General features: G+C 69.1%; 22 protein-coding genes. 9 read left to right on the forward strand and 13 right to left on the reverse strand.

Translation table 11 applies throughout. The annotated features are described in order from the left end of the window. Positions 1 to 237 precede the first annotated feature (237 nt). From dnaB to rpsF, 6 genes are all read right to left on the reverse strand, one after another. Positions 238 to 2,532, reverse strand: a complete 2,295-nt coding sequence (gene dnaB / locus IZR01_RS05200; protein ID WP_194923083.1) for a replicative DNA helicase — start codon at positions 2,530 to 2,532, stop codon at positions 238 to 240. A gap of 350 nt (positions 2,533 to 2,882) precedes the next feature. Beyond that, positions 2,883 to 4,499 carry a N,N-dimethylformamidase beta subunit family domain-containing protein gene (locus tag IZR01_RS05205; RefSeq protein ID WP_194895646.1) on the reverse strand — a complete coding sequence of 539 codons (1,617 nt, stop codon included), beginning with the start codon at positions 4,497 to 4,499 and terminating at the stop codon, positions 2,883 to 2,885. Between the two features lie 174 nt (positions 4,500 to 4,673). Next, positions 4,674 to 5,126 (reverse strand): 50S ribosomal protein L9, encoded by a 453-nt coding sequence (rplI, locus tag IZR01_RS05210; RefSeq protein WP_194895645.1) that lies wholly within the window; start codon positions 5,124 to 5,126, stop codon positions 4,674 to 4,676. Positions 5,127 to 5,144: 18 nt separating this feature from the next. Beyond that, positions 5,145 to 5,381: a 30S ribosomal protein S18 gene (gene rpsR, locus IZR01_RS05215; RefSeq protein WP_194895644.1), complete on the reverse strand. Its 237-nt coding sequence runs from the start codon at positions 5,379 to 5,381 to the stop codon at positions 5,145 to 5,147. Positions 5,382 to 5,467: 86 nt separating this feature from the next. Next, positions 5,468 to 6,001, reverse strand: coding sequence for a single-stranded DNA-binding protein (locus IZR01_RS05220; RefSeq protein WP_194923084.1), 534 nt, complete (start codon positions 5,999 to 6,001; stop codon positions 5,468 to 5,470). A 31-nt stretch (positions 6,002 to 6,032) separates the two neighbouring features. After that, on the reverse strand, positions 6,033 to 6,338 hold the full coding sequence (rpsF, locus tag IZR01_RS05225; protein ID WP_012784585.1) for a 30S ribosomal protein S6: 306 nt from the start codon (positions 6,336 to 6,338) through the stop codon (positions 6,033 to 6,035). A 255-nt stretch (positions 6,339 to 6,593) separates the two neighbouring features. Here rpsF and IZR01_RS05230 point away from each other — a divergent pair, with 255 nt between their 5' ends. The 4 genes from IZR01_RS05230 to IZR01_RS05245 all read left to right on the forward strand — a co-directional run bounded on the left by IZR01_RS05230 (position 6,594) and on the right by IZR01_RS05245 (position 10,174). Beyond that, positions 6,594 to 6,953 (forward strand): hypothetical protein, encoded by a 360-nt coding sequence (locus IZR01_RS05230; protein WP_194895642.1) that lies wholly within the window; start codon positions 6,594 to 6,596, stop codon positions 6,951 to 6,953. A 105-nt stretch (positions 6,954 to 7,058) separates the two neighbouring features. After that, entirely contained in the window at positions 7,059 to 7,847 is a 789-nt protein-coding gene (locus tag IZR01_RS05235; protein ID WP_194923085.1) for a deoxyribonuclease IV, read from the forward strand. A gap of 9 nt (positions 7,848 to 7,856) precedes the next feature. Continuing rightward, entirely contained in the window at positions 7,857 to 9,041 is a 1,185-nt protein-coding gene (locus tag IZR01_RS05240) for a lipid II:glycine glycyltransferase FemX (protein ID WP_194895640.1), read from the forward strand. Positions 9,042 to 9,109: 68 nt separating this feature from the next. After that, the gene (locus tag IZR01_RS05245; RefSeq protein WP_194923086.1) at positions 9,110 to 10,174 is read left to right on the forward strand and encodes an alanine racemase; all 1,065 of its coding nucleotides are present in this window, start codon (positions 9,110 to 9,112) and stop codon (positions 10,172 to 10,174) included. An 857-nt stretch (positions 10,175 to 11,031) separates the two neighbouring features. On the opposite strand, the gene IZR01_RS05250 is transcribed toward IZR01_RS05245, so the two are convergent. Together IZR01_RS05250 and IZR01_RS05255 are read right to left on the reverse strand one after the other, a co-directional pair. Beyond that, positions 11,032 to 11,901 carry a hypothetical protein gene (locus tag IZR01_RS05250; protein WP_194923087.1) on the reverse strand — a complete coding sequence of 290 codons (870 nt, stop codon included), beginning with the start codon at positions 11,899 to 11,901 and terminating at the stop codon, positions 11,032 to 11,034. 7 nt (positions 11,902 to 11,908) lie between these two features. Beyond that, complete coding sequence (locus IZR01_RS05255; RefSeq protein ID WP_194891944.1) at positions 11,909 to 12,481, reverse strand: papain-like cysteine protease family protein; 573 nt, start codon at positions 12,479 to 12,481, stop codon at positions 11,909 to 11,911. A gap of 419 nt (positions 12,482 to 12,900) precedes the next feature. Between IZR01_RS05255 and IZR01_RS05260 the strand changes: the two genes are divergently transcribed. Then, the gene (locus IZR01_RS05260) at positions 12,901 to 13,848 is read left to right on the forward strand and encodes a helix-turn-helix domain-containing protein (RefSeq protein ID WP_194891943.1); all 948 of its coding nucleotides are present in this window, start codon (positions 12,901 to 12,903) and stop codon (positions 13,846 to 13,848) included. A 19-nt stretch (positions 13,849 to 13,867) separates the two neighbouring features. Here the strand turns inward: IZR01_RS05260 and IZR01_RS05265 are convergent, their stop codons facing one another. Continuing rightward, positions 13,868 to 14,815, reverse strand: a complete 948-nt coding sequence (locus IZR01_RS05265) for a sigma-70 family RNA polymerase sigma factor (RefSeq protein ID WP_194923088.1) — start codon at positions 14,813 to 14,815, stop codon at positions 13,868 to 13,870. Positions 14,816 to 14,907: 92 nt separating this feature from the next. Here IZR01_RS05265 and IZR01_RS05270 point away from each other — a divergent pair, with 92 nt between their 5' ends. Continuing rightward, complete coding sequence (locus IZR01_RS05270; protein WP_194923089.1) at positions 14,908 to 15,609, forward strand: flavodoxin family protein; 702 nt, start codon at positions 14,908 to 14,910, stop codon at positions 15,607 to 15,609. Positions 15,610 to 15,755: 146 nt separating this feature from the next. Continuing rightward, positions 15,756 to 16,391: a hypothetical protein gene (locus tag IZR01_RS05275; protein WP_194891940.1), complete on the forward strand. Its 636-nt coding sequence runs from the start codon at positions 15,756 to 15,758 to the stop codon at positions 16,389 to 16,391. 144 nt (positions 16,392 to 16,535) lie between these two features. Here the strand turns inward: IZR01_RS05275 and IZR01_RS05280 are convergent, their stop codons facing one another. Continuing rightward, on the reverse strand, positions 16,536 to 17,432 hold the full coding sequence (locus IZR01_RS05280) for a LysR family transcriptional regulator (protein ID WP_194923090.1): 897 nt from the start codon (positions 17,430 to 17,432) through the stop codon (positions 16,536 to 16,538). 61 nt (positions 17,433 to 17,493) lie between these two features. Between IZR01_RS05280 and IZR01_RS05285 the strand changes: the two genes are divergently transcribed. Both IZR01_RS05285 and IZR01_RS05290 read left to right on the forward strand, forming a co-directional pair. Further along, positions 17,494 to 18,258 carry an SDR family NAD(P)-dependent oxidoreductase gene (locus tag IZR01_RS05285; RefSeq protein ID WP_194923091.1) on the forward strand — a complete coding sequence of 255 codons (765 nt, stop codon included), beginning with the start codon at positions 17,494 to 17,496 and terminating at the stop codon, positions 18,256 to 18,258. A 171-nt stretch (positions 18,259 to 18,429) separates the two neighbouring features. Next, on the forward strand, positions 18,430 to 19,176 hold the full coding sequence (locus tag IZR01_RS05290; RefSeq protein ID WP_194923092.1) for an HAD family hydrolase: 747 nt from the start codon (positions 18,430 to 18,432) through the stop codon (positions 19,174 to 19,176). A 43-nt stretch (positions 19,177 to 19,219) separates the two neighbouring features. On the opposite strand, the gene IZR01_RS05295 is transcribed toward IZR01_RS05290, so the two are convergent. The 3 genes from IZR01_RS05295 to IZR01_RS05305 all read right to left on the reverse strand — a co-directional run bounded on the left by IZR01_RS05295 (position 19,220) and on the right by IZR01_RS05305 (position 23,519). Then, on the reverse strand, positions 19,220 to 20,104 hold the full coding sequence (locus tag IZR01_RS05295) for a polysaccharide deacetylase family protein (RefSeq protein WP_194891936.1): 885 nt from the start codon (positions 20,102 to 20,104) through the stop codon (positions 19,220 to 19,222). A 79-nt stretch (positions 20,105 to 20,183) separates the two neighbouring features. Next, positions 20,184 to 21,299 (reverse strand): LacI family DNA-binding transcriptional regulator, encoded by a 1,116-nt coding sequence (locus IZR01_RS05300; protein ID WP_194891935.1) that lies wholly within the window; start codon positions 21,297 to 21,299, stop codon positions 20,184 to 20,186. A 111-nt stretch (positions 21,300 to 21,410) separates the two neighbouring features. Next, positions 21,411 to 23,519, reverse strand: a complete 2,109-nt coding sequence (locus IZR01_RS05305) for a glycoside hydrolase family 2 protein (RefSeq protein WP_194923093.1) — start codon at positions 23,517 to 23,519, stop codon at positions 21,411 to 21,413. Between the last annotated feature and the right edge of the window lie 34 nt (positions 23,520 to 23,553).

Raw genomic sequence — 23,553 nt, forward strand, 5'->3', positions numbered from 1 at the left:
GCAGATACCCAGCCGGCAAGCGACCCTCAGCCCCGACCGCGCTCAGCACACCAGTAGAAACCCGAGTGATGCTTCTGGCCAGCCCGATTCCGCACCGTGCGCCACGGTGCCGACCGCACCACGTAGGTGGAATCAGTCACGCACACGTTTGAAAGTGCTGAGATACCGCGCACTGCTGACTCACTGCTGAGATACACGCTCGATTGCCAACCTAAAGCCGATCCCTACAGCGCACCGTCAGCTCTGCGCCATATCCACGAACCGCGAGTAGTGCCCCTGGAAAGCGACCGTGATGTTCGCGGTCGGACCGTTACGGTGCTTGGCCACGATCAGGTCCGCCTCGCCCGCGCGCGGTGACTCCCGCTCGTAGGCGTCCTCGCGGTGCAGCAGGATGATGACGTCCGCGTCCTGCTCCAGTGAGCCGGACTCGCGCAGGTCGCTCATCATCGGGCGCTTGTCGGTGCGCTGCTCGGGGCCGCGGTTCAGCTGGCTGATGGCGATGACCGGGACTTCGAGTTCCTTGGCCAGCAGCTTCAGTGACCGTGAGATCTCCGACACCTCCTGCTGGCGGTTGTCGGGGCGCTTGGAGTTCGCGGCGCTGTGCTGCATCAGCTGCATGTAGTCGATGATCACCAGCTGGAGGCCGTGCCGCTGCTTCAGCCGCCGGGCCTTGGCCCGGATCTCCATCATCGACATGTTCGGCGAGTCGTCGATGAACAGCGGCGCCTCCGACACCGGGCCCATCCGTCGTGCCAGCCGGGCCCAGTCCTCGTCGGTCATGGTGCCGCTGCGCATGTGGTGCAGCGCCACCCGGGCCTCGGCCGAGAGCAGGCGCATGATGATCTCGTTGCGGCCCATCTCGAGGGAGAAGATGACGCTGGTCAGGCCGTTCTTGATGGAGCAGCTGCGAGCGAGGTCCAGGCCGAGGGTGGAGTTGTGGGTCGGGATCCACGAGTGGCCGGCCAGGTAGAGGTGGTCGTCGTTGTCGACCTCGACGCACCGCACCGGCACCGAGTCGATCCGCCGAACGGCGGTGATGTACCGCTGCCGGGTCGTCGGGTGGTCCCGCGTGGTCTGCCGCACCAGTTTGCGGGTGAGGCGGAACACCGGGTCGGCCGGGGTGAACGTGACGGTGTGGGCCGTCGTAGTCGTTCCGGAAAGGACGGCCTGGTAGCCGAGGCTGAGGATCAGCTCGTGGGTGTCGAGGGCCAGCCGCCGGTTCGTGACCGAGAACCGCACGGTCCCGGTGCGGTCGACGGACCCGTTGCTGTCCAGCAGCCCGGCGAGCAGCGCACGCCGCTGCCGTACAGAGGCCCGCAAGTACGCCGCCGGGATGTGCTTGCCGTCGAGTCCGTCGAGTCCGTCGAGTCCATGCGCGGCGTCCGAGTGTCCGGCGTCCGAGTGTCCGCCACCCAGCAACACGCCGAGGGCGTACGGCGACAACGGCAGGTCCGCCTCCGGCAGCTCCACCGCCGAGGCCACCGGCACCGAGTGGTTCAGTCGCCGGTCGGCCGTCTCGCAGCGCAGGGTCCCGGCGATCTCCTCGGTGGTCTTCACCGAACCGGTCGCGCGAGGCGGAGGTGGGCCGCCGGCGCCGACCAGCGCCCCCTGGGCGGCCCGCTGTGACGCCCGGGTCTCGGTGAACCACTGGTGCTGCCCGTCGGCGGCGATGACCGAGCCGTCGGAGAACTCGACCTCGTAGCAGGGCCGGTCGGTCATGACCTCGGTGGCGGCGATAACGCGGGTGGGCCGACCGTCGGCACCGAGCAGCAGGTCGCCGACGTGTACCTCGCCCATCGTGGTCCAGCCGCTCGGGGTCGGCAGCGGGGTGTCCAGCGCCAGCGCCTTTCCGATGGCCGGACGCGCCGCGATGATCACCATCTGCCCCGGGTGCAGCCCGTTGGTCAGCGCGTCCAAGTCATGGAACCCGGTCGGGACGCCGGTCATCTGGCCCGAGCGGTTGGAGATCGACTCGATCTCGTCGAGCGCGCCCTCCATGGCGTCGGCCAGCGGGATGTAGTCCTCGCTGGTGCGGGCCTCGGTGACGTTGTACATCTCCTGCTGCGCGGCGTCGACGATCTGCTCGACGTCGCTGCCGTCGGTGCTGTACCCCATCTGGACGATGCGGGTGCCCGCCTCGACCAGCCGGCGCAGGACCGCGCGCTCCTTGACGATCTCGGCGTAGTAGCCGGCGTTGGCCGCGGTGGGGACCGAGTTGATCAGGGTGTGCAGATAGGGCGCCCCGCCGACGCGGTTGATGTCACCCTTCTTGGTGAGCAGGGCCGCGACGGTCACCGGGTCGGCCGGCTCGCCGCGGCCGTAGAGCTCCAGGATCGAGGCGAAGACCAGCTCGTGGGCCGGCTTGTAGAAGTCGATGGCCTTGATGACCTCGATGACCTCGGCGATCGCGTCCTTGGACAGCAGCATGCCGCCCAGCACCGACTGCTCCGCCGGGATGTCCTGCGGCGGGGTCCGCTCGAAGCCGCCCTGGTAGGCCTCGTCCGCGGTGTACGGCAGGTCGTCGATGCTCATGTCCCGCCTCCCTTGCCCGCATCACCACACCCGCGAAACCATCGCCTTCTTTTGTACGCGACGGGTCCGACAGGGCCGAAGCCTCCACGGTACGGAACCGCGCCCCGCGGGTCGAGGCGGCCGTCCACACCCCCTGTGGATAACCTGTGGAAAACCCGGGGATCGCTGTGGAGACACGCCGGTGAGCCTGGGGACAGAGTGTGGAAGGCCGCTGTGAATAATCCGACCATCGACCGATCGTGAAGCCCTGACGTGCACGGGAGCGTCGCCGGTTCGTCCACCGGCTGTGGACGAAAATTTTCCTGGAAGAATCTTGCTCAGAGCCCAGGCCTTTGCTAGACAGCGGGCCGTTATGCCGTGGTCTTCCCCGTCATCCGGTCCAGCAGGTTCCGGGTCGCGGTCTGGATCCGCTTGTCCACGAACCCTGGTGTGGACAGCCCGTGGTTCCAGTGGAACGTCCCGGCGTCGAAGACCCACGCCCCCGACGGGTACTGACACAGCACCGTCTGCTGGGTGTCGGTGATCGGCTTGTCCTTCGGCCCCTCGGCGGTGAACGGCGAGGCGGCCAGGATCGTGGCCTTGGGCCCGCCCTTCACCCGCGGGAACACCTTGTCGGCCTCGCCGGCCACCAGGTGCGGGATCTGCTCCCCGTCCTTGAGCCCGGTCCCGCGCCAGAACCAGTGCGAGGTCGTGGACACCACCAGCGGCAGCGGCTTGGGGTCGGTGATGATCGCCGTGTACATCGACCCGAGGATCTGCTGCTCGGGCTGGTTCAGGTCGCGCCACAACACGGTGGGCGGCACGCCGCCGGTCGCCGCCGGGTCCGGATGCCGTTTGTAGCAGGTCACCTGCCGGTGCTCGGTCCCGGTCGCGGAGGGGTCCATGCGGATGTTCCAGTAGACGTTGTTCGCGGCCATGAACGCAGCACTGACACCCCTAGTAAGCGCACCCTGAAGAACGGAGCGCATCTGCGGCGACCAGTACTCGTCGTGGCCGGAGAAGACCATCGCCTTGTACAGCGTCGGGTCGATCCGTCCGGCGTGCAGGTCGATCCCGGAGGCGTAGGAGATCGTGTACGGCTGCGCCTCGACCCACTGCGCGAAGGCCTGGTCGAGCTCGAACAGCCGGGGCAGCCCGTCCTGGTGGTAGGGCCGGTCGAAGGAGACCCGGGTCGAGCAGATGTCGGCGCCGCCCTGCTTCCCGCTGGGCAGGTAGGCGTTGTACAGGCTGGCCCCGATCGACTTGTCCACCGGGTACTGGTTGTACGCCTGGTAGGTCGTGAACGGCAGCACCACCAGCAGGTCCGCGGCCTTGCCGTCCTCGCGCACCACGAACGGCACGCAGCTGCGGTACTTCTGCGCGGTCTCGAAGGTGGCCACGTACAGCCCGCCGCGCCAGGTGGCCGGCACCTTCAGCGTGTACGAGGACTGCCACGGCGCCAGCACGGTCCGGGTCGGCTCGAGGACCTTCAGCCCGGCCTGGGTCCGGCCGCTGATCTTCGGGCTGGTGAAGACCAGCTCGGAGCCCTTGCCGGTGCCGCTGCGGCCCAAGCGGTAGAACTTGATCGTGAAGCTCTGCGAAGGGCGCACGCTGACGTGGAAGTCGATCGACTCCCCGAGGTTGATGCTGGTCGCCGAGGCGTAGCCCTTGATCTGCTGGCCCTCGTCCTCGACGGCCTGGTAGCCCTCGGCGTCCGGACGCCAGGCGCCGTCGTCGGACAGGGCCAGTGACAGGGCCGGGACGGTCTCGCCGGTGTTGGTGTCCGGGACGCCCTCGACGCCCTCGGACTCGCCGTCTCCGTGGGCGTGGGGGTCGCCGTGGCCGTGTCCGCGGCCGTATCCGAGCGGCTTGGCGGCGTCCTCGGCGGCACCGCCGTGATTTTCCAGCATGTAGGCGCCGCCGGCCACGGCGGCTAGGCCCAGGCTGCCGAGTATCAGCAGTGATTGGCGGCGGGAAGGGGCGTGCATGAACGAAGTCAACCAGCTGCGCGCCAGCGGCGGCAAACAGAACCGGAACAAAACCGCTCCACCGCGTTTGAGCTGCGGTGGAGCGGTTCTGTGAACAACCTGTTTTGAGTCTTCCGCCAGACCTGCGGAAATGAATTTCCGAAAGCCCGGCGAAAAGATCTCAAAAGGTCTTTGTCAGGCGCCGACGACGGTGATCTCCACCTTCGCCTGCACGTCCGGGTGCAGCCGCACGGACACGGTGTGCGCGCCGACGGTCTTGATCGGGTTGCCGATCTCGATCCGACGCTTGTCCACGTCCGGGCCGCCCGCCTTCTTGACCGCGTCGGCCACGTCGGCCACGGTCACGCCGCCGAACAGCCGGCCGGAGTCCCCGGCCCGGGTCGCCAGCCGGACCCGCAGGCCCTCCAGCTCGCCCTTGAGCTCGGTGGCGTGCGCCAGGTCGCGGACCGTACGGACCTTGCGGGCCTTGCGGATCAGGTCGATCTGCTTCTCGCCGCCGCGGGTCCACGCGATCGCGTAGCCGCGCGGGATGAGGAAGTTGCGGGCGTAGCCGCCCTTGACCTCGACGACGTCGCCGGGCTCGCCGAGCCCGCCGACCTCGTGGGTGAGGATGAGCTTGGTGTTCATGTTCTCTCCTCCCCCTTCCTAGCGGGTGGTGCTGGTGTAGGGCAGCAGCGCCATCTCACGGCTGTTCTTGACCGCCACGGCGACGTCACGCTGGTGCTGGGTGCAGTTGCCGGTCACGCGACGAGCACGGATCTTCCCGCGGTCCGAGATGAACTTCCGGAGCAGCGTGGTGTCCTTGTAGTCGACGTACGCGACCTTGTCCTTGCAGAAACCGCAAACCTTCTTCTTCGGCTTGCGGAGAGGGGCCTTGGCCATTGGATCTCTCCTGGTTACTTCTTCACTACGAGTTCAAGGGTCCGTTTGAGGGACCGGGCCGGCAGGCCCTTGGCGGGTGAGCGCCTTTAGAACGGGGGCTCGTCGTTGCCCCAGCCGCCGTCGCCGCCGGATGCCCAGGGGTCGTTGCCGCCGCCCTGGTTCCCGCCGCCACCGCCACCGGAGTTACCGCCGCCGCCGCCGGAGTTGCCACCCCAGCCGCCGCCACCACCTCCTGCGCCGCCCTGGCCGCCGGGCCGGTTCGCCTTGGTGACCTTCGCCGTCGCGTACTTCAGCGACGGGCCGATCTCCTCGACGTCCAGCTCCACGACCGTGCGCTTCTCGCCCTCCTTCGTCTCGTACGACCGCTGGCGCAGCCGTCCGGAGACGATCACCCGCATACCGCGGGTCAGGGACTCGGCGACGTTCTCCGCCGCCTGCCGCCAGATCGAGCAGCGCAGGAACAGCGCGTCGCCGTCCTTCCACTCGTTGGTCTGGCGGTCCAGGGTGCGGGGCGTGGACGCGACGGTGAAGTTCGCGACCGCCGCACCCGACGGGGTGAAGCGCAGCTCGGGGTCGTCGGTCAGGTTGCCGACGACGGTGATGACGGTCTCGCCTGCCATGTCAGGTCCTCAAACGTGAGTGCGGGGTGTCTTACCGCTGGTCGGGACGGATGACCTTGGTGCGGACGACGGTCTCGGACAGGTTCGCCTGACGGTCGAACTCCTTGACGGCGTCCGGCGTGGCCTGCACGTCGACGACGGCGTAGATGCCCTCGCTGACCTTCTTGCCGCTCTTGGTCTTGATCTCGTAGGCGAGCCGACGGCGGCCCCAGATGTCGTTCTTCTCGATGCTGCCGCCCAGATCGCGGATGACCTTGAGGAATCCCTCGAGGGCCGGGGCGATCGAACGCTCATCGAGGTCCGGGTCCAGGATGACCATGACTTCGTACTGACGCATATGCGTAACCCACCTCCTTTGGACTATGCGGCCACGGTCTCTCCGTGGCAGGAGGGTTTAGCGCGTCTCCCCTGGTCGGCACGGTGCAACTCGCCTTCGTCGGCGACGCTACTCCGGGCCACTGACACTCGGGGAACGGTCAAGGCTACCCCGGCGAGCCGCCCGGATTGAAATCCGTGTCGGTTGACCCGATCCTGGGTATTGGTCCGATTACGTTTGTGATCCGCTGTGCGCACGTGAGTGAGGTGACAGGGCATGACGCAGACGACCCCCGGCACGGGTGACTACGGCCCCGAGGTGGCCGGCCGGCCCGGCTCGACCGCCGCGGACTACGCGGAGGATCCCCGTGAGCGCCCGGGCTTCCACATCGGCAGCCACACGCACGAACTCGCCCTGACCGTCGCCGCCCTGGTCCTGGCCGTGGTCGGCGCGGCGCTGATCGGCTGGACCGGCGGACACATCCTGGGCGGCTGGATCGCGCTGGCCGGCATCGTGGTCGGGCTGTACGCGCAGCTGACCTCGGACACCACCTATGAGCGGATGGTGAACGTCTGCTCGATCGGGATCGCCGCGGTGGCCTTCGCCTTCCACTTGCACCACGGTGGTCTCTGGTAGTCCCACCGGCACCACGGGTTCGCCGGTCAGTGGCCTCCGGGCCCGCTGACCCGGCAACCACCGGCGCGGGTGGTCCTGTCGGCGCGAGCGGTTAGCGTGTTGGCCATGGCTATGCGCATCGGCTCCCACGTCGGCAACGAAGACCCGATCGCGGAGGCGGCGGCCCGCGAGGCGAACGCCGTCCAGATCTTCCTGGGCGATCCGCAGAGCTGGAAGGCGCCGACCGTGGCCTACCCGGGCGGCGCCGCCGCGCTGCGGGCCGCCGCCGAACAGGCCGACCTGGCCGTCTACGTGCACGCCGCGTACATCATCAACGTCGCGCACACCAACAGCCGGATCCGGATCCCCAGCCGCAAGCTGCTCCAGCAGACCGTCGCGCTGGCGGCCGAGGCCGGTGCCCGCGGCGTGGTGGTGCACGGCGGCCACATCACCGCCGCCGACGACCCGGACGCCGGCTTCGACAACTGGCGCAAGGCCGTGGACCAGTTGGAGCAGCACTGCCCGGTGTTCATCGAGAACACCGCGGGCGGCGAGCACGCCATGGCCCGGCGCCTGGAGTCGATCGCCAAACTGTGGGACGCCGTCGGGCACAGCGGCATCGGCCTGTGCCTGGACACCTGCCACGCCTTCGCCGGCGGCCTCCCGCTGGAAAGCGCGCTCGCCGGCCTCAAGGCCGTCACCGGCCGGATCGACCTGGTCCACGCCAACGACTCGCAGGGCGGCTTCGACTCCGGCATCGACCGGCACGCCAACTTCGGGGCCGGCGAGATCGCCCCGGCGGAGGCGATCGCCCAGGTGATCGCCGAGGCCGGGGCCCCGGCGATCTGTGAGACCCCCGGCGGTGCCGAGGCACAGGCGGCGGACATCAAGTGGCTGCGGGAGCGCGTCGCATAAGGTTGGCGCATGGTCTTGAGGGTGCGGACGCTGAGCCGCGAGGAACATCTGGCGTTCATCGAGGAGCGCGCGGCGGAGAAGAACGCCACGACCTCTGTCAGCTTCCTGCAGTGTCCCGCCAATGGCGACGTGAAGACGGACTGGCGCCCGGAGTCGGTCGGCTGGGTCGACGACGCCACCGGCCAGGTCGTCGGCGCGGCCCTGGTGCTCTACCGGGACGTGCCGATCCCCAAGCGCGACAAGCTCCCCTTCCTGCGCCGGTCCCTGGCCTACCTCCCCGAGGGCCCGATCCTGGACCTCACCACAGCCGAGGCCGGCCCGGCGCTGAAGCAGCTGCTGGCGCACCTGCGCAAGCAGCGCGCCTTCACGGTGAAGATGGGCCCGCAGCTGGTCTCCCGGCGCTGGACCGCCGAGTCGCTGAAGAAGGCCATCGCCGACGCCGACGGCGGCGTACGCCTGAAGGACATAAAGGCGGACTTCGAGGACCCGACTGCCCTGCACGTCATCGAGAACCTGCGGGCCACCGGCTGGACCCGCAAGGAGTCCGACGGCGCCGGCTTCGGCGACTTCCAGCCCCGCTACGTGTTCCAGCTGCCGCTGGTCGACGACTCCGGCAAACCGCGCGAGCTGGAGGACATCCAGAAGGGCTTCAACCAGCTCTGGCGCCGCAACATCAAGAAGGCGGCGAAGAACGGCGTCGAGGTCACCATCGGCGGCTACGACGACCTCCCGGAGTTCCACAAGCTCTACGAGGTCACCGCCCGCCGCGACCAGTTCACCCCGCGCCCGCTGCCGTACTTCCAGCGGATGTGGAAGGCGATGGAGGCGGAGAACCCGAACCGTCTGCGCCTGTACCTGGCCCGCCACGAGGGCGAACTCCTGGCCGCCACCACCCTGGTGACCGTCGGCGACCACGCCTGGTACTCCTACGGCGCCTCCGGCGACCACAAGCGCGAACTGCGTCCGTCCAACGCCATCCAGTGGCGCATGCTGAGCGATTCGCACGCCGCCGGCTGCAAGGTCTACGACCTGCGCGGCATCAGTGACACTCTGGACCCCGAGGACCACCTGTTCGGCCTGATCCAGTTCAAGCTGGGCACCGGCGGCCAGGCGGTGGAGTACCTGGGGGAATGGGACTACCCGTTGAACCGGCTCCTGCACCGGGCCTTCGAGCTCTACCTGTCCCGCCGCTAACTCGACAGCTACCCTGTCCCGTCGCTATAGAGCGCGGACAATACGCGTACGTATAAGGAGTCGGAACCTTGTCGCTGACGCTGCACGTCGACGCCGAGCGCTGGCGCGCCCACCAGGACGAGGTCCTGGCCCGGCACCCCGATCTGGTGCCGGTGGCCAAGGGCGTCAACGGCTACGGCCTCGGCATCGCGACCCTCATGGAGGCGGCCTCCAAGCTCGCCGCGAGCGGCGTGGAGATCACGGCGGTCGGCACGGCCGCCGAAGCCGAACAGGCCAAGGACCACTACTCGGGCCGCCTGCTGGTCCTGACCCCCTACCTGGTCGGCGAGGACGTCCGCGACCTCCCGGACCGCGTCATCCGCACCGTGGCCTCCGTCGAGGCCCTGGAGGCCCTGACAGGCCGCCGCGCAGTCGTCGACCTGAAGACCTCGATGCGCCGCTTCGGCCTGGAGAAGAGCGAGATCCCCAACCTGGCCGCCGCCCTGGAATCGGACCAGACCCGCGTCGAAGGCTTCTCCGTCCACATGCCCCTGGACCGCATCACCGGCGGCCACGACTACGTCCGCGAAGCCAGCGACTGGGTCGAAGCCCTCACCGCCGCCGGCATCCCAGTCCCCACCCTGTTCGTCAGCCACCTGTCCCCAGCCGAAATCAGCACTCTGGCCAAACGCCACCCCGGCACCACAGTCCGACCCCGCATCGGCACCGAACTCTGGCTCGGCGACCGCGGCGCCCTCCAGGCCCGAGGCACCATCCACAGCGTGCAAAAGGTGAGCAAGGGCGACCGCTTCGGCTACCGACAGCACAAGGCACGCAAAGACGGCTACCTCCTCACCGTCTCCGGCGGCACAGCCCACGGCGTCGGCATGGAGAACCCCAAGAACTTCGGCCGCGGCCCATCCGGCCTGGTGAACCGGGCGAAATTCATCCGCCGCGCCGCCCTGGCACTACTGAACCGGACAATGTCCCCCTTCTCCTGGCAGGGCCGGACACTGTGGTTCGCAGAGCCCCCGCACATGCAGGTATCGGTGCTGTTCGTGCCCGACGGCGTGACCCCACCGAAGCTGGGCGAGGAACTGCCGGCCGAGGTGAGCCCGGTGATGACGCACGTGGACCGGGTGGTCTTCGACTGACGTGGCCGGGCGCCGGACGTGCGGCCCGCCGCCGCTGCAACCGGTTACCGCACACCGCACCCGGGCACGTTCTCGACCAGCTGACCACCGACCCGCCCACGCCCTTACCGGCGGCCGCATCACCAGCGCGCGTCTACGGGCCCTTCGATTGTTTTTCTTCCGGTCGGTTTTCGGTTCGTTCCCCTCGGTCGCGTCGGCAGGGCTTTGCCTACAGTGCCGGTTCTCGGGAGTCAAGTTCGCGCTGTACGCAGCCGCCACCTTCACGCCTGACCGCAGCGCGCGGACTTTACTCCCGGGGTTCGGCGCTGTACCCCTTGGGGCTGACGACGCGACCGTGGGGAACGAACCGCACCACCTCACAAACCGCCGCCGCAGGGCCCTGACCGGACCACCCTATGGAATTGCGCCAGTTCCCCGAGGGAGCCAAGAGCCCCCGCCGGAGGCGCCTGCCGTTGACTTCAGGCACCCACCACGCACGACCGCCGCCCGCCAACGCAACGTATGCGCAGTGACTCGGACTGCCGCGCACCACCCGCACAACCGGCGGCCGCCTACGCACATCGAGCGGCACAACGAACTGCGTCTCGATCCGTGATTAGTCAATACCAGGTAGTTCCGTAAAAAATGCCTTTAACCAACACACCAACCGCAAGCCACAAGCCACAACCCTGCCACCCGCACCCGTCACTTCACCCGTCACTTCACCCGCCACTTCACCCATCACTGGCACCCGTAACTGGCACCCGTCACTGACACCATCACAGGCACCCGGACCCGCTCGCCCATCTGCCAAATCTGATACGGCCGCGCAGTTCCCTGCGCGGCCGCCCCCCTTACGTTCCCTCAACAGGCCTCAACTACCGAGCATCAACGAAGCTGCCACGCCGGCGCCGGATGGCGTATCCGATGCCGAACAGCCCGGCGAGACCGGCGGCGCCGAAGGCCATCTCAGTGTTCTCACTGTGCGTGCCGCTCGCGGGCTTCGCCGGACCGGTGTTGAATCCGCCGAGCATGTGCTGGTTCGCGTACGCGGTGCCGGGGACCTTGTCGGCGTAGCGGCCGTTGACGAGGCGCTGGTAGCCCACGAGCGAGATACCGGCGGAGCCCACCGAGTGGATCGCGTCGTTGTTGAGCGGGGTCACGTGGTCCTTGAACAGCCCGTACCAGGCGTGGATCTGCGGCTCGTAGAACGCGATCGCGCCGTTGCCCAGCTTGGCGGCGGCTGCCGTCATGTCGGTCTCGGTGCTGCCCGAGGCGATGTTGAATTCGGTCCAGGCGTTCTGGTGGGCCGTGCTGCGGGCGGTCCAGACCGAGGCGCGTTGGCCGGAGGCTGAGACCGCCGCGGTGGCCATGAACTCCTGCTTGGCGACCGCGGTGGTGCCGTATGGGGCCGTCACGAAACCGGGGTTGAGGTAGTACACGGGCACCGTGGCGCCGACCAGGTGTGGTGCCTGGGCTGCGACGGCGGCGGGGGCCGGTGCGGCGGCGTGCACCGACAGCGGTGTGCCGGCCGGGCCCAGTTGGGCGAAGAAGCCGCCGAGGCGCTGGAGTACCACCGGGGATGCCGCTGCGTGGCTCGCGGCGGCGACGTCGGTGCTGGACGCGCCGGGGACGGCCGGGACGGCGGTGGCCGCCGAGCTCAGCGGCGCGACGGCGATCACGAGCGCGCCGGCCACGGCCGAGGCGCCGATCAGGGTGCGCAGGGCGGACACTTTGTCGGTACGCATCGTCGTCTCACGCTCCGATCTGAGAGAGGGTGTCGTCCCAGGTGAACTGGTCGTTGCTGACGTAGCTGTTGTAGTCCATCTGGTTCATGCGCTGGTCGTCCGGCCACGGGTCGCCGAAGCTGATGGTCTGGCTGCCCGAGTCGTAGCCGTAGATCACCTCGGAGTGGCCGCCGCCGGCGGTCCAGGAGATACCGGTCTGCAACGGGTGGCCGGCGTTGATGTCGGAGACGATCTGATCGAAGCTGACCGCGCCGCTCTCCACCCCGGGCGATATTCCCAGGGCCTGGTAGGCGGTCTGGTCCCAGGCGAGCTCTCCGGCCTGGTTCGGGCACTGCTGCGAGGTGTCCTGGCCGATGGCCAGGTCGCAGAACGAGTTCTGGTCGGTGCCGTGGCCCAGGAAGGTGGCGATGGTGTCGCCCGAGGCGGCCCAGCACCACTCGTCCTGCTGCTGGACCTGCATGTCGATGCCCAACTCGGCGGCCGACGCCGTCGTGGCGAACACGAAGGCCAGTACCGCGGTACAGGCCGCGACGAAGGCGCCACGCCGGGCAGGCGCGCGCAGCGGAGTTCTTGCTCCCATTCCAGTCTCCTTGCGGTGGCGGTGGGTGTGCTGATGGGGAAGCGGACCGGGGCGAAAGCGCCGCCGGCTGAAAGCGCTGACCGGTCCGGGCTTCGGCCGACGTGAGCCGAACATGAACCGAACGTGACCCGACGTGAGCCGAGGTGGCGATGCTCCGGACCGGCAGCGCTTTCGACGGAAAGATAAGGACTGGCGAGCGCCCCGAACAGCACCCTGCGACGCCGTCGTCCACGTACCGGGAACGCCTGTGAACGCGCGGCTCGCCGCCGCGGCCGCCGGCTTCGGCCCCGACATGCCACAACGCACGATTAATCAAGGCGCGTGCATGGAAGGACCATGGATAGCCGGTAAATTCACACCGGCCTGGAGGCATCCACTCGACCGTGCCAGCCGCCGAACGGCCGCGAATCGGAGTTCTGATGGCACACCTCGACAAGATGGGTCCCGCGGACGCCGCGGTGGCGGCGGCGATCCACACGGGGCCGTTCGACGTCGCGTTGCGCACGGCGATAGCCGCCCGCGGCCTCAGCCTGGAACGGCTCCGGAACCGGCTGGCCGACCACGGCCTGAACGTCGGCGTGACCACGCTGAGCTACTGGCAGCGCGGCGTCCGGCGGCCCGAGCGTCCCGAATCGCTGCGCGTGGTGGCCGCGCTGGAGGGGATCCTGGGCCTGCCGCCGCACTCGCTGACCGTTCTGCTCGGGCCGCCGAAGCCGCGCGGCTTCGCCCTGCGCACCGGCCAGTGGCCCAATCCGTTCGCCGACATCGTCCGGGTCCCCGGCGACCTCGGCCGCCAACTCGCCGACCTGGACAGCCCGGCCGCCGGCAAGCTGGACATCGTCGCGGAGTACAACACGGTCACGGTGGGGGCCCGGCGCGAACTGGTCGAGGTGGAGGTCATCTGGGTGCTCCGCGCGCACTACGACGGCGTGGACCGAGCCCTGATGATCTACAGCGGCGACCCGGGAACCGACGCCGACGCCATCGAGATCGTGGTCGGTGACGGCTGCCGGATCGGCCGCGTCCGGCGCCACGCCCAGACCCGCTCCGTCATCTCCGAGTTGCTGTTCGACCGGTCCCTGAGGGCCGGGGAGACCCAGGTCCTCACCTACGCGATCCGTCCCCACGCCGATATCGAATGCTGCCAGCACTTCAACGGCTACCGCTTCGCCGGAGGGATGTTCGTGCTCTACGTCCGCTTCCACCCGGACGCCCTCCCGGTGCGCTGCCAGCGATTCACCGCCCGCCACACCCAGGGACCGACGGACGAGAGCGCCGAACTCACCGTGGACAGCCATCGCGCCATCCACATGGTGGTGCCCGACATCCGGCCGGGGATCATCGGGGCGCGCTGGGAGTGGATCTGAGCCTCGCCGCTCCACACCCTCATTGGGGCGGCAGTGAGAATTGCACCTGTTCCAACCGCTGCGGGTCGCCGATCACCGAGTACTCCGTGATCCTGCCGTCCTTGATGGCGAACGTGAGCGCCAGCAGCAGACGGCCGCGCGGTGCGACGACCAGTCCCATCGTTCCGTTGACGAGTACGACGTCTGCGAACCTGGCGTTGCGGGTGAGCAGCAGCGTCTCCTCCACGACCGCGTTCGCTCCCGTGACCTCCAACGGCACCCCGGGCGGCAGCCCGACGGCGTCGGCGTGCCGGACGACGCCGGGGTCCAGGACGGCGAGCAGTCCGGCGATGTCGCGGCCGCGTGCGGCGGCCAGGAACGATTCGACGACCTGGCGGTGCCAGGCGAGGTCGACGTGTCCGGCTGAGCCCGCCGAGCCCGCCGAGCCCGCCGAGCCCGTCGAGCCCGCCGAGGTGTCGGTGACGCGCAGTCGTGCGCGGCTGGCGAGCTTCTTGGCCGCGACCGGCGTCCGGTTCACGATGACGGCGATCTCGTCGAACGGCACCGCGAACATGTCGTGCAGGACGAACGCCACTCGCTCGGCGGGGCTGAGGCGGTCCAGGACGACGAGCATCGCCCGGCCGACCGACTCCACCAACAGCGCCTCCTGCTCCGGTTCCGCCGTGCGCTCGTCGGGGATCGCGGCGACGGTGTCGTCGTGACCGGCGATCTCCCGGCGTGCCTTGCGTGAGCGGAGCATGTCCAGGCAGATGCGCCCGACGACGGTCGTGAGCCAACCCGGAAGGTTCTCCAACTGGTCCGCACCGGTGCGGTCGAGCCGGACCCAGGACTCCTGGACGGCGTCCTCGGCGTCGCTGAGCGAGCCGAGCATGCGGAAGGCGACGCCGCGCAGGTGGCCCCGGTGGGCTTCGAACCGCTCGGCCAACTGGTCGCGGTCGTCGCCCCGGTCGTCGTCCCGGTCGTCCATGGGTCACCTTTCCGAGGGCCGATCCGTCATACCCGTGCCCGGCCCGAAAGTCCTCGGAACCGGGTGCGGAAACCTACATGAAAGAGCATGACATGCCCGAAACAACGCCGCCGATCGCCTTCCCGAACGAGCCGGTACGCATAGCGGTGGCCTTCCACAGCGGCTACGGCCACACCGCCCGACAGGCGCAGGCCCTGGCCGACGGCGCCGGATCCGCCGCCGGGACGGAGGTGGACCTGGTGACCGTCGACGACCCTGACGACCCGGTGCTGTGGTCCACCCTGGACGCCGCCGACGCGATCGCCTTCGGCACACCCACCTACATGGGCGGCTCGTCGGCGGTCTTCAAAGCCTTCGCCGAGCGCACCAGCAAGGTCCTCGCCGACGACCTGCGCTGGCGCGACAAGATCGCGGCCGGGTTCACCACCAGCGGCGGGAAGAGCGGGGACAAGTTCAACACCCTGGTCGACCTGGCGGTACTGGCCGCCCAGCACGGCATGATCTGGGTCGGCCTGGACCTGCCCGCCGGCTGGACCACCAGCACCGGCTCCGAGCACGACCTGAACCGGCTGGGCAGCTGGCTCGGCGCGATGGCCCAGGCCAACGCCGACCAGGGCCCGGACGTCGCGCCCCCGGCCGCCGATCTGCGGACCGCGTTCCGGCTCGGGGAACGCGTCGCCGAGGTGACCCGGATCTATCGGCTGGGCGTCGGGGCGCTGGGCGTCGGGGTGCAGGGCATCGGGGTACAGGACATCGGTGTCCAACACGCCACCGGATTGTCGGCGGTGCGCTGAAACGATCGCGGCGTGTGGCTGTAGCTGAGGCCGACCGACCATTTATCGGTTCCGGAATGCGCGTGGTTCCACGGATACGAGAGCCCTTAGACGCCTCCTAACCTGATCCGGTAATCGGGTATTCGGGCTTTTAAGGGAGTGACATCGTGGGAGCTTTCACGCGTATCACGCTGGCCGGCTGCGCGGCCGGGATCGCGCTGAGCGTCGGCGGTACGGCGGCCGTCGCCGCGGCGAGCAGCACCTCCAGCACGCCACATCCGACCGGGGTGGTGCATGCCGCGGCGGCCATGTCCTGCGCGGACCTGGACCAGGTGTTCCAGTCCCCTCAGACGAACGGCACCTATCCGGTGACCGTCGTGTCCAACCAGCCGGACGGGATCGTCGGCTACGGCGGCGAGCAGTATGCCTACAGCTACCCCTCCGGCGGGGTCTCGGGCCAGTTCGCGAACGGTCAGCTCACCGGCAGCACCAGCAACTACCTGTTCAGCGACCGGGCCACCTTCATCCCGCCCACGGGCGGCGGGTTCGGCGGAGCGTCCCAGCCATTCTCGATCAACGCTCCGGTGCCGCTCAGCTACACGCTGGCCCGGACCGGCGCCGGCCAGTACACGGTCGGGCTGAACTTCGGCTCGGGAATCAACCGCCAGTTCACGTTCGCGGCGCAGTGCATGGGCGAGTCGCTGGTCGGCTACACCCGGGCGATCGGCAACAACGAGTACACGGACGACGCCACCTACACCATCACCATCGGCACCTTCGTTCCCACCACCATCATCCACTAGACGCTCAAGTCTTGGACTCTCAAGTCTTGGACGCTCTAGTCCTGGACTCTCAAGTCTTGGACGAGCGAGCCCCAGCCCGCTGCCCGCGATCTGATCGCGGGCAGCGCGCTGTCTCAGGCCACTGATACTTCGCGGGAGTCGGGTCTAGTCCGGTCCGCAGAAGCAGCCGACGCAGGCGTTGACGAAGACGCGCACGGCATCGCGCCGATCCGGGCTGCGCCACGCGACCCCGAGTTCGCCGGGCGACAGGCCGTGCACCGGTCGGTAGACCACGTCGTCTCGCTGGTAGATCTCGACATTGCCGGCGGGTAGCAGTGCCATGCCGAGTCCGGCGGCGACCGCCTCCAGGGTCTCCTCCGCAGTCTCGGCCTCCGCGGCGACTGTGGCGGGGCGCGGCCGGTCCGCGGCGGCCAGCCAGAACTCGCGGAGCGGACCGGCGCTTGTCGGGAGGGCGATGAAGGGCTCGTCGATGAGCTCGGCGAACGGGACCGCGTTCCCGCGAGCCAGGCGATGTCCGGGCGGCAGGGCCACCCACCGCTGTTCGGTGGCGATCACCCGCCAGGAAAGCCCGGTGTCGCGGGGGAGCGGCAGCCAGGTGATGGCCACGTCCACCGCGCCCTTGGCGAGTCCGATCGACGGATCACTCCAGGGCACCTGACGAAACAGCAGCCGCCAGTTCGGCAGGGCGTCGGCCAGCCGGTCGGTGACGGTGGGAATGAGCCCACGGCCGATCCGGGTTTGGAAGCCGACCGTCAGGATGGCTCGCTGTGTGGCGGATGCCTCGGCCGTCTCCTGACGTGCCTGTTCCCAGAGCTCGATGATCCGCCGGGCGCGTGGCAGCAACGCCGCACCGGCCGCGGTCAAGGTGACCGTGCGGCGATCCCGGTCGAACAGGGTCACCCGCAGGCAGGCCTCCAGCTGCCGGATCTGTTTGCTCAGCGCCGGTTGCGAGATGAACAGCCGGTCGGACGCGGCCCGGGTGAAGCTCAGCTCCTCGGCGACCGCGATGAAGTAGCGCAGGTCCTGAAGGCGGGCATCCATAGCCGTAGGCTATTACAGCTTGTCTTGGACGCGCGGTCCGATCGGCCGCGAAGATCGCAGCATGGGACTGACGGGAAAGACGGCTCTGGTGACCGGCGCGTCTCGGGGAATCGGCCGGGCGATCGCCACCAGGCTGGCCGGCGCCGGCGCACTCGTCGCCGTGCACTACGGCCGCGACGACAACGCGGCCCGGGAAACGGTGACCGCGATCGAGCGCGCCGGCGGGAAGGCGTTCGCCCTCCGCGCCGAACTCGGTGTGGACGGCGATGTGGACACCCTGTTCGAGGGACTGGAGCGGCGGTTGGCCGGTCAGGCGCTGGACATCCTGGTGAACAACGCCGCTGTGTTCTCCGGCACCCTCGACCAGGTGACACCGGACGAGTTCGACCGCCTGTTCGCCGTCAACGTGAAGGCCCCGTACTTCATCATCAAGCGGGCACTGCCGCTGCTCCCCGACGGCGGCCGGATCGTCAACATCTCCTCCGCCGCCACCCGCATCGCCATGCCGGAGACCGCCTATGCGATGACCAAGGGCGCGTTGGACGCACTCGGCCGGAACCTGGCCCACCACCTCGGCCGGCGGGGCATCACCGTGAACACCATCGCGCCCGGGATCACCGAGACCGCCATGAACTCCTGGATCCAGGACTCACCGCACCTGGTGGAACAGGCCACCGGCCTCGTCGCGCTGCGCCGCGTCGGCCAACCAGCGGACATCGCCGATGCCGTGGCCTTCCTGGTCTCCCGCGACGCCCGCTGGATCACCGGCAACTGGATCGACGCGACCGGCGGCATGCTTCTGGGACCCGGCACGCTCGGCGATTAGAGCGTGCGGGTCCGGTCGATCAGTTGACCAGTAGCCGCAGTAGCCGCAATACAAACAGGATCCTGACCCGCGCCGGTCTCTGTAGGCGGCCAGGACGGTAGAGGCCTGATCCACAAGTGCTCTTGATCACAGAGCTGTTCCAGCTCGACGTCTCCCGCCACAATGATCACCATGGCGATCCGTGGAGTGCTGTTCGACGTCGATGGGACCCTGTATGCCTTTGAGGGTGCCGAGGAGGCGGGACTCCACGAACACCTGGTAGCCGAAGGGCTCACTGAGCGGTTCGCATCGCCGGCGGAGGCGCTGCGTGTGTGGCGGGAACTCAAGGAGGAGGAGTACGACCGGTTCCTGCGCGGCGAGTCGACCTTCACCGGCCAGAAGAACGAGCGGACCCGACGCTTTCTCGCAGCGGCCGGGGTGGTCGGCGCATCCGAATTGGCGGATGACGCGGCGGCGGCGTGGTTCGCGGACTACGCGGCGCGCAAGAACACGACCCGGCGGGCGTTCGACGACGCGAAGCCGGCGCTGGACGACTTGGCGGGCCGGTACCGCCTCGGCGTCGTGTCGAACTCGGCGACCGTGCACCAGCGCTCGAAGCTGGAGGCGATCGGCCTGCTCGGCTACTTCGCCGAACCGCTGGTCTGCTCCCAGGAACACGGCGCCGCCAAGCCCGCCGCGAGCATCTTCCTCGCCGGTTGCGAGGCGCTGGGCGTGGCCCCCGCCGAGGTGGCCTACGTGGGCGACAACTACGAGACGGACGCGGTCGGGGCACGGGACGCGGGGTTGCAGGCCATCTGGCTGGACCGCTCGGCTGGCGGCGCTACTGGCGACGGTGCGGGTGTTGGCGCCGGTGCTGATACCGCCCCGGACACCGGTATCCGGGTGATCGCCTCGTTGACGGAGCTGGGGAGTTTGTGATCCCGATACTGGTGCCGAGTCGGTCCTAACGTCCTATTAGCCGTCAGGGCTGCACGAAGTGGTACCCGGCCTCCAGCAACTGCGGTATGAACCGCCTCAGCGCGGCGACCGTTTGTGACCGGTCCCCGCCGCCGTCGTGTTCGAGGATGATCGAGCCGGTGTGGGTGTGGCCCATGACGGTCTGCACGATGTGGTCGGTGCCTGGGCGCGACCAGTCGCGCGGGTCCACGGACCAGTCCAGCGGCCGCAATCCCATCTTGGCGCAGACCGAGAACACGGTGGGCGACCAGTTGCCGCCAGGCGCGCGGAACAACACCGGCTGCCTGGCGCCGCCCTTGGTGATGGCGTCATTGGCGCGCTCAATCTCGGCGGTCACCCGCGCCTCACTCATCCGCGACAGGTCAGCATGATCCCAAGTGTGGTTGGCGACCAGGTGCCCGGCAGCGCTGACCTCGGCGACCAAAGAGGCATGCTGTGCCGCGTTCTGACCGATCATGCAGAACGTCGCGGCGATCTTGTACTGGGCCAGCAACGCCAGCACCTGCGGGGTGTATTTGGAGCTGGGGCCGTCGTCGATGGTCAGCGCTATCGCCTTGTCGCCCTCATGGACGTAGAACTGCGGATGCCCCGGCGCCGGCGGCGCGTCATTACGGTTCGCGGCGGGCGCCGTGGTGGGCGACCCAGCGGCGCCGCCGTTGCTGGAACCAGAGCTAGAGCCGACAGGGCTAGAGCTGACAGAGCCGGCGCTGCCAGTGCTGGAGCCGGAACCCGCAGTGCCGTGGCCGGGGAACGGAGCCCCACCGGTGGTCGGACGCGAGCTGGGCTCCGAGCCGGTCGGAACGGTCGCGCCGGCTGGCGTCGTCGCCCGAACCGGCCCCGCACCGGCGGATCCGCCGCCGTTGGAAGCGCATCCGCTCAGCAACGTCACACCACCGACGCCCAACAACAACCGGCGTGACAGCCCCCGGCCGGGCCGGAGCCCGGCGTCGCGGCGAACTTCTCGAGGATCAAGGCCCGGTACGTTCATGCCAATGGGACGCGCCAACCCCACGCGGGGTTGAGCCCATCTTCGGGTCTTTAGAAAATAGAGAAGGGTGCCCCGCCGCCGCGACGGTGCTCTCCCTCACCACCAACTCATACGGCGCCCAAAATTCAGCAGGCGCCGTCTCATCCTCCTTATCCAGTCGGGCAATCAGCCGGTCGACGGCAAGCTGCGCGATGGCCGTCTTGTCCGGCGAGATGGTGGTGAGCGTCGGTGTGTTGTACCGACCGGCCTCGATGTCGTCGAAGCCGACCACGGCGATGTCCTCGGGGATCCGCACCCCGTTCGTCAGCAGAGTGCGGATGGCACCCAGCGCGACCAGGTCGTTGTAGCAGAACACCGCGTCGGGGGGACCCTGCGGGTGGGCCAGCAACGCCGTCATCGCCTCGGCGCCGCTGGCGAGGTGGAAGCGCCGGGTGGTGACGATCAGGGACTCCTCGACGGCCAGGCCGCGCGCCTCGTGCGCGTCGCGGAAGCCGCGGGTGCGCAGCTGGGCGGTCTCGCCGCTCTCCCACGGCTGGTCGCCGACGGCCGCGATGCGGCGCCGGCCCAGGTCCAGCAGGTGCTCGGTCGCGGTGCGGGCGGCGGCGACGTTGTCGATGGCGACGTGGTCGTAGGCGCTCTCCGCGATGCGCTCGCCGAGCAGTACCAGCGGCTGGTCGGCGCCGCGGCGGGCGAGGTCGGCGTGGGTGAGGGCGAGCGGGCTGAGGATCACGCCGTCGAACATCGCCGACGCGGCCGAGTCGCGCATGACCAGTTCGCGTTCCCGGTCCGGTTCGCCGTCGGTCTGGTCGACGACGACGGTGTAGCCGTGCGCGCGGGCCTTGGTGATGACCGCGCGCGCCAGCTCGGAGAAGTACGGCACGTCCAGTTCCGGGACGACCAGCGTGATCAGGCCGGTACGGCCGCGCTTGAAGTTGCGGGCCATGAGGTTCGGCTTGTAGCCGAGTTCGGCCACGGCCGCCTCGACCCGCGCGCGCACCTCGTCGGAGACGGGCGCGTACCCGTTCACCGCGTTCGAGACGGTGCGGATCGAGACGCCCGCGCGTTCGGCTACGTCGCGGAGGCGGACGCCGGCCATTGATGTCCTCCTACGGAAGGCTTGGGTGACGAAGGGTTGCTGGGAGCTGGAACAACTGGAGTAACTGGAATACCTGGAATGGCTGGAACAACGACATCCTGGGCTGAGATCCTATTGCCGCGACACGCTGGGGGAGCCGTCGATCGCGGTGCGACCCACCGGGCGCGTCGCGACGTCCACGCAGGTGTGACCGACGACCTCACCCGCGCTGACCAGCACGAGGTGCAGCCGCGCGACATCCGCCGCCGCTTCCGCCCCGGCTGGCCCCGCGGCCCCGTCCACCCGAGTAGGCATCAGCTCCCTGATCCGGACCGGTTCGCTCAGCCGGAACGGCTGCACCTTCACACTCTGTCCCGAGCCGCTGCCGGGCACAGGCACCCGCGTGAAGTCATAAGGCTGCAACGTCGCACCCCAGACCGGAACGACCGTCACCTCGACCGCCGCCGTCCCGTGGTGCGAGATCCGCACGTCGAACTCGACACCACCCTCGGCCGCGACGAGATCGCACCCGGGAGCCAGCGGGACGACGTCGGGGATGGCGACCGTCACCGCGTTGGTCAGGTTCGGCGGGTTCCCGCCCTCGTCCTTAGCGCTACGGTCGAAGGCGTAGATCCCGGCCGTCTCGTGCTCGATGTCATACAGCTCGGTCCACACATAGCCGGACAAGCCGTCGTACCGCCGCAGCTCCAGCGTCTGCCAGCGCAGGTTCCAGCCCCGCTCGACACTCGTGAGGCCGCCGCCGAACTCGCTGTTCAGGTTCGGCACCCGCGGGACCGGCCGGCCGTCGGCCATCAGCACCTTCTCGACCACCACGCCCGGTCCGATGCCGACCGGGAAACCGGGCTCGCCGTCGGCGAGCAGCGCGCGGACCTTGGCGGCCCAGCCGTCCGGGTATTCGTCGTAGACGTGCCAGTCGACCAGGTCCGTGGCCACGTGCGACCAGCCGGAGTCGTCGACCGCAGGCCGGGACGGGTCCAGCGCCTTGAGCAGGTCGTAGGCGTGCCGGGTCGCTTCCTGCTTGCGCGGATCCGCGGCCACGTCCCAGTCCAGGCCCCACTCCTCGTTGTAGAGGCCCCAGATCACGATGCTCGGGTGGTTCCCGTCCCGGCGCACCATCGGCTCGATCTGCGCCTCGAAGCGCGCGACCGCCTCGGCCGTGAAGACCCCGGTGCTCGCCGGCTCGGCCCACACGAGCATGCCGAGCCGGTCGGCGTGGTGCAGGAAGCGCGGGTCTTCGAGCTTGAGGTGCTTGCGGACCAGGTTGAACCCGGCGGCGCGGGCCGCTTCGAGGTCTGTCACGAACGCTTGGTCGTCCGGCGCGGTGATCCCGGTGCGCGGCCAGTAGCCCTGGTCCAGGACGCCGCGGACGTAGAGGCGTTCGCCGTTGAGCAGGACGCGGTCGCCGTCGGTCTCGACGCGGCGCAGGCCGGTGGTCGCGGTGACGCGGTCGGTGCCGTCGGCGGACTCCAGGGTCACGGTCACCGGGTAGAGGTGGGGATCGGCGGGGCTCCACAGACGCGGCTCGGCGATCGGGAGCCGGAACGAGACCGGCTGGGTCGGGTCGGTGACCGTGACAGTGACTGACTGCTGGTCGGCGATTGCCGCCGTGACCTGCGCACTCGCGCCAAGGTCGCCGCCGATCGAAACAGTCGCCTCGATCGCGTCCAGCTCCGCACTCGCCCGCAGCGCGACATCAGCCAGGTACGTAGCCGGCCGCGCCTCCAACCACACCGGCTGCCAGATCCCGCTACTCGGCGTGAAAGCGCAGACATCGTAGACATCGCGCGGAATGCTGCGCTGCTTCCCGTGGACGATCTCCCGCTTGTCCAGCGGCGCGTGAACCCGCACCACCAGCGTGCCCTCACCGTCGGCGTCGAGGGTGTCGGTGACGTCGAACTCGAACGGGGTGTATCCGCCTTCGTGCTCACCGACCAGCGTCCCGTTCACCCACACAGTCGCGAGGTGGTGCACCGCGCCGAAGTGCAGCACGATCCGCTGCCCGGACCAGTCGGCCGAAGCGGCGAGCTGCCGCCGGTACCAGCCCCACTCCAGCCAGTGTGCCTTAGGCCCGGCGGCCTCCGTCTCCCACGCGAACGGGACGACGATCTGCTCGCCCCAGCCATCCGGGTCGCGGGAGAAGTCCCACGTCCCGTTCAGATTCAGCCAGGCGTGCGAACGGTCGAAGTGCGGCCGGGGGTATTCAGGACGAACGGTGGACAACGGTGCTCCCAAAGATGTGCGGATACGGTCTGCC

The sequence above is a fragment of the Catenulispora pinisilvae genome, from assembly GCF_015356865.1.
GTDB classification, from domain to species: Bacteria; Actinomycetota; Actinomycetes; order Streptomycetales; family Catenulisporaceae; genus Catenulispora; species Catenulispora pinisilvae.

Coding starts and splice junctions, on each gene's coding strand:
- dnaB (WP_194923083.1), bottom strand. CDS start 2,532: ATGAGCATCGACGACCTGCCGTACACCGCGGACGAGGCCTACCAGGGC.
- IZR01_RS05205 (WP_194895646.1), bottom strand. CDS start 4,499: ATGCACGCCCCTTCCCGCCGCCAATCACTGCTGATACTCGGCAGCCTG.
- rplI (WP_194895645.1), bottom strand. CDS start 5,126: ATGAACACCAAGCTCATCCTCACCCACGAGGTCGGCGGGCTCGGCGAG.
- rpsR (WP_194895644.1), bottom strand. CDS start 5,381: ATGGCCAAGGCCCCTCTCCGCAAGCCGAAGAAGAAGGTTTGCGGTTTC.
- IZR01_RS05220 (WP_194923084.1), bottom strand. CDS start 6,001: ATGGCAGGCGAGACCGTCATCACCGTCGTCGGCAACCTGACCGACGAC.
- rpsF (WP_012784585.1), bottom strand. CDS start 6,338: ATGCGTCAGTACGAAGTCATGGTCATCCTGGACCCGGACCTCGATGAG.
- IZR01_RS05230 (WP_194895642.1), top strand. CDS start 6,594: ATGACGCAGACGACCCCCGGCACGGGTGACTACGGCCCCGAGGTGGCC.
- IZR01_RS05235 (WP_194923085.1), top strand. CDS start 7,059: ATGGCTATGCGCATCGGCTCCCACGTCGGCAACGAAGACCCGATCGCG.
- IZR01_RS05240 (WP_194895640.1), top strand. CDS start 7,857: ATGGTCTTGAGGGTGCGGACGCTGAGCCGCGAGGAACATCTGGCGTTC.
- IZR01_RS05250 (WP_194923087.1), bottom strand. CDS start 11,901: ATGCGTACCGACAAAGTGTCCGCCCTGCGCACCCTGATCGGCGCCTCG.
- IZR01_RS05255 (WP_194891944.1), bottom strand. CDS start 12,481: ATGGGAGCAAGAACTCCGCTGCGCGCGCCTGCCCGGCGTGGCGCCTTC.
- IZR01_RS05260 (WP_194891943.1), top strand. CDS start 12,901: ATGGCACACCTCGACAAGATGGGTCCCGCGGACGCCGCGGTGGCGGCG.
- IZR01_RS05265 (WP_194923088.1), bottom strand. CDS start 14,815: ATGGACGACCGGGACGACGACCGGGGCGACGACCGCGACCAGTTGGCC.
- IZR01_RS05270 (WP_194923089.1), top strand. CDS start 14,908: ATGCCCGAAACAACGCCGCCGATCGCCTTCCCGAACGAGCCGGTACGC.
- IZR01_RS05280 (WP_194923090.1), bottom strand. CDS start 17,432: ATGGATGCCCGCCTTCAGGACCTGCGCTACTTCATCGCGGTCGCCGAG.
- IZR01_RS05285 (WP_194923091.1), top strand. CDS start 17,494: ATGGGACTGACGGGAAAGACGGCTCTGGTGACCGGCGCGTCTCGGGGA.
- IZR01_RS05290 (WP_194923092.1), top strand. CDS start 18,430: ATGGCGATCCGTGGAGTGCTGTTCGACGTCGATGGGACCCTGTATGCC.
- IZR01_RS05300 (WP_194891935.1), bottom strand. CDS start 21,299: ATGGCCGGCGTCCGCCTCCGCGACGTAGCCGAACGCGCGGGCGTCTCG.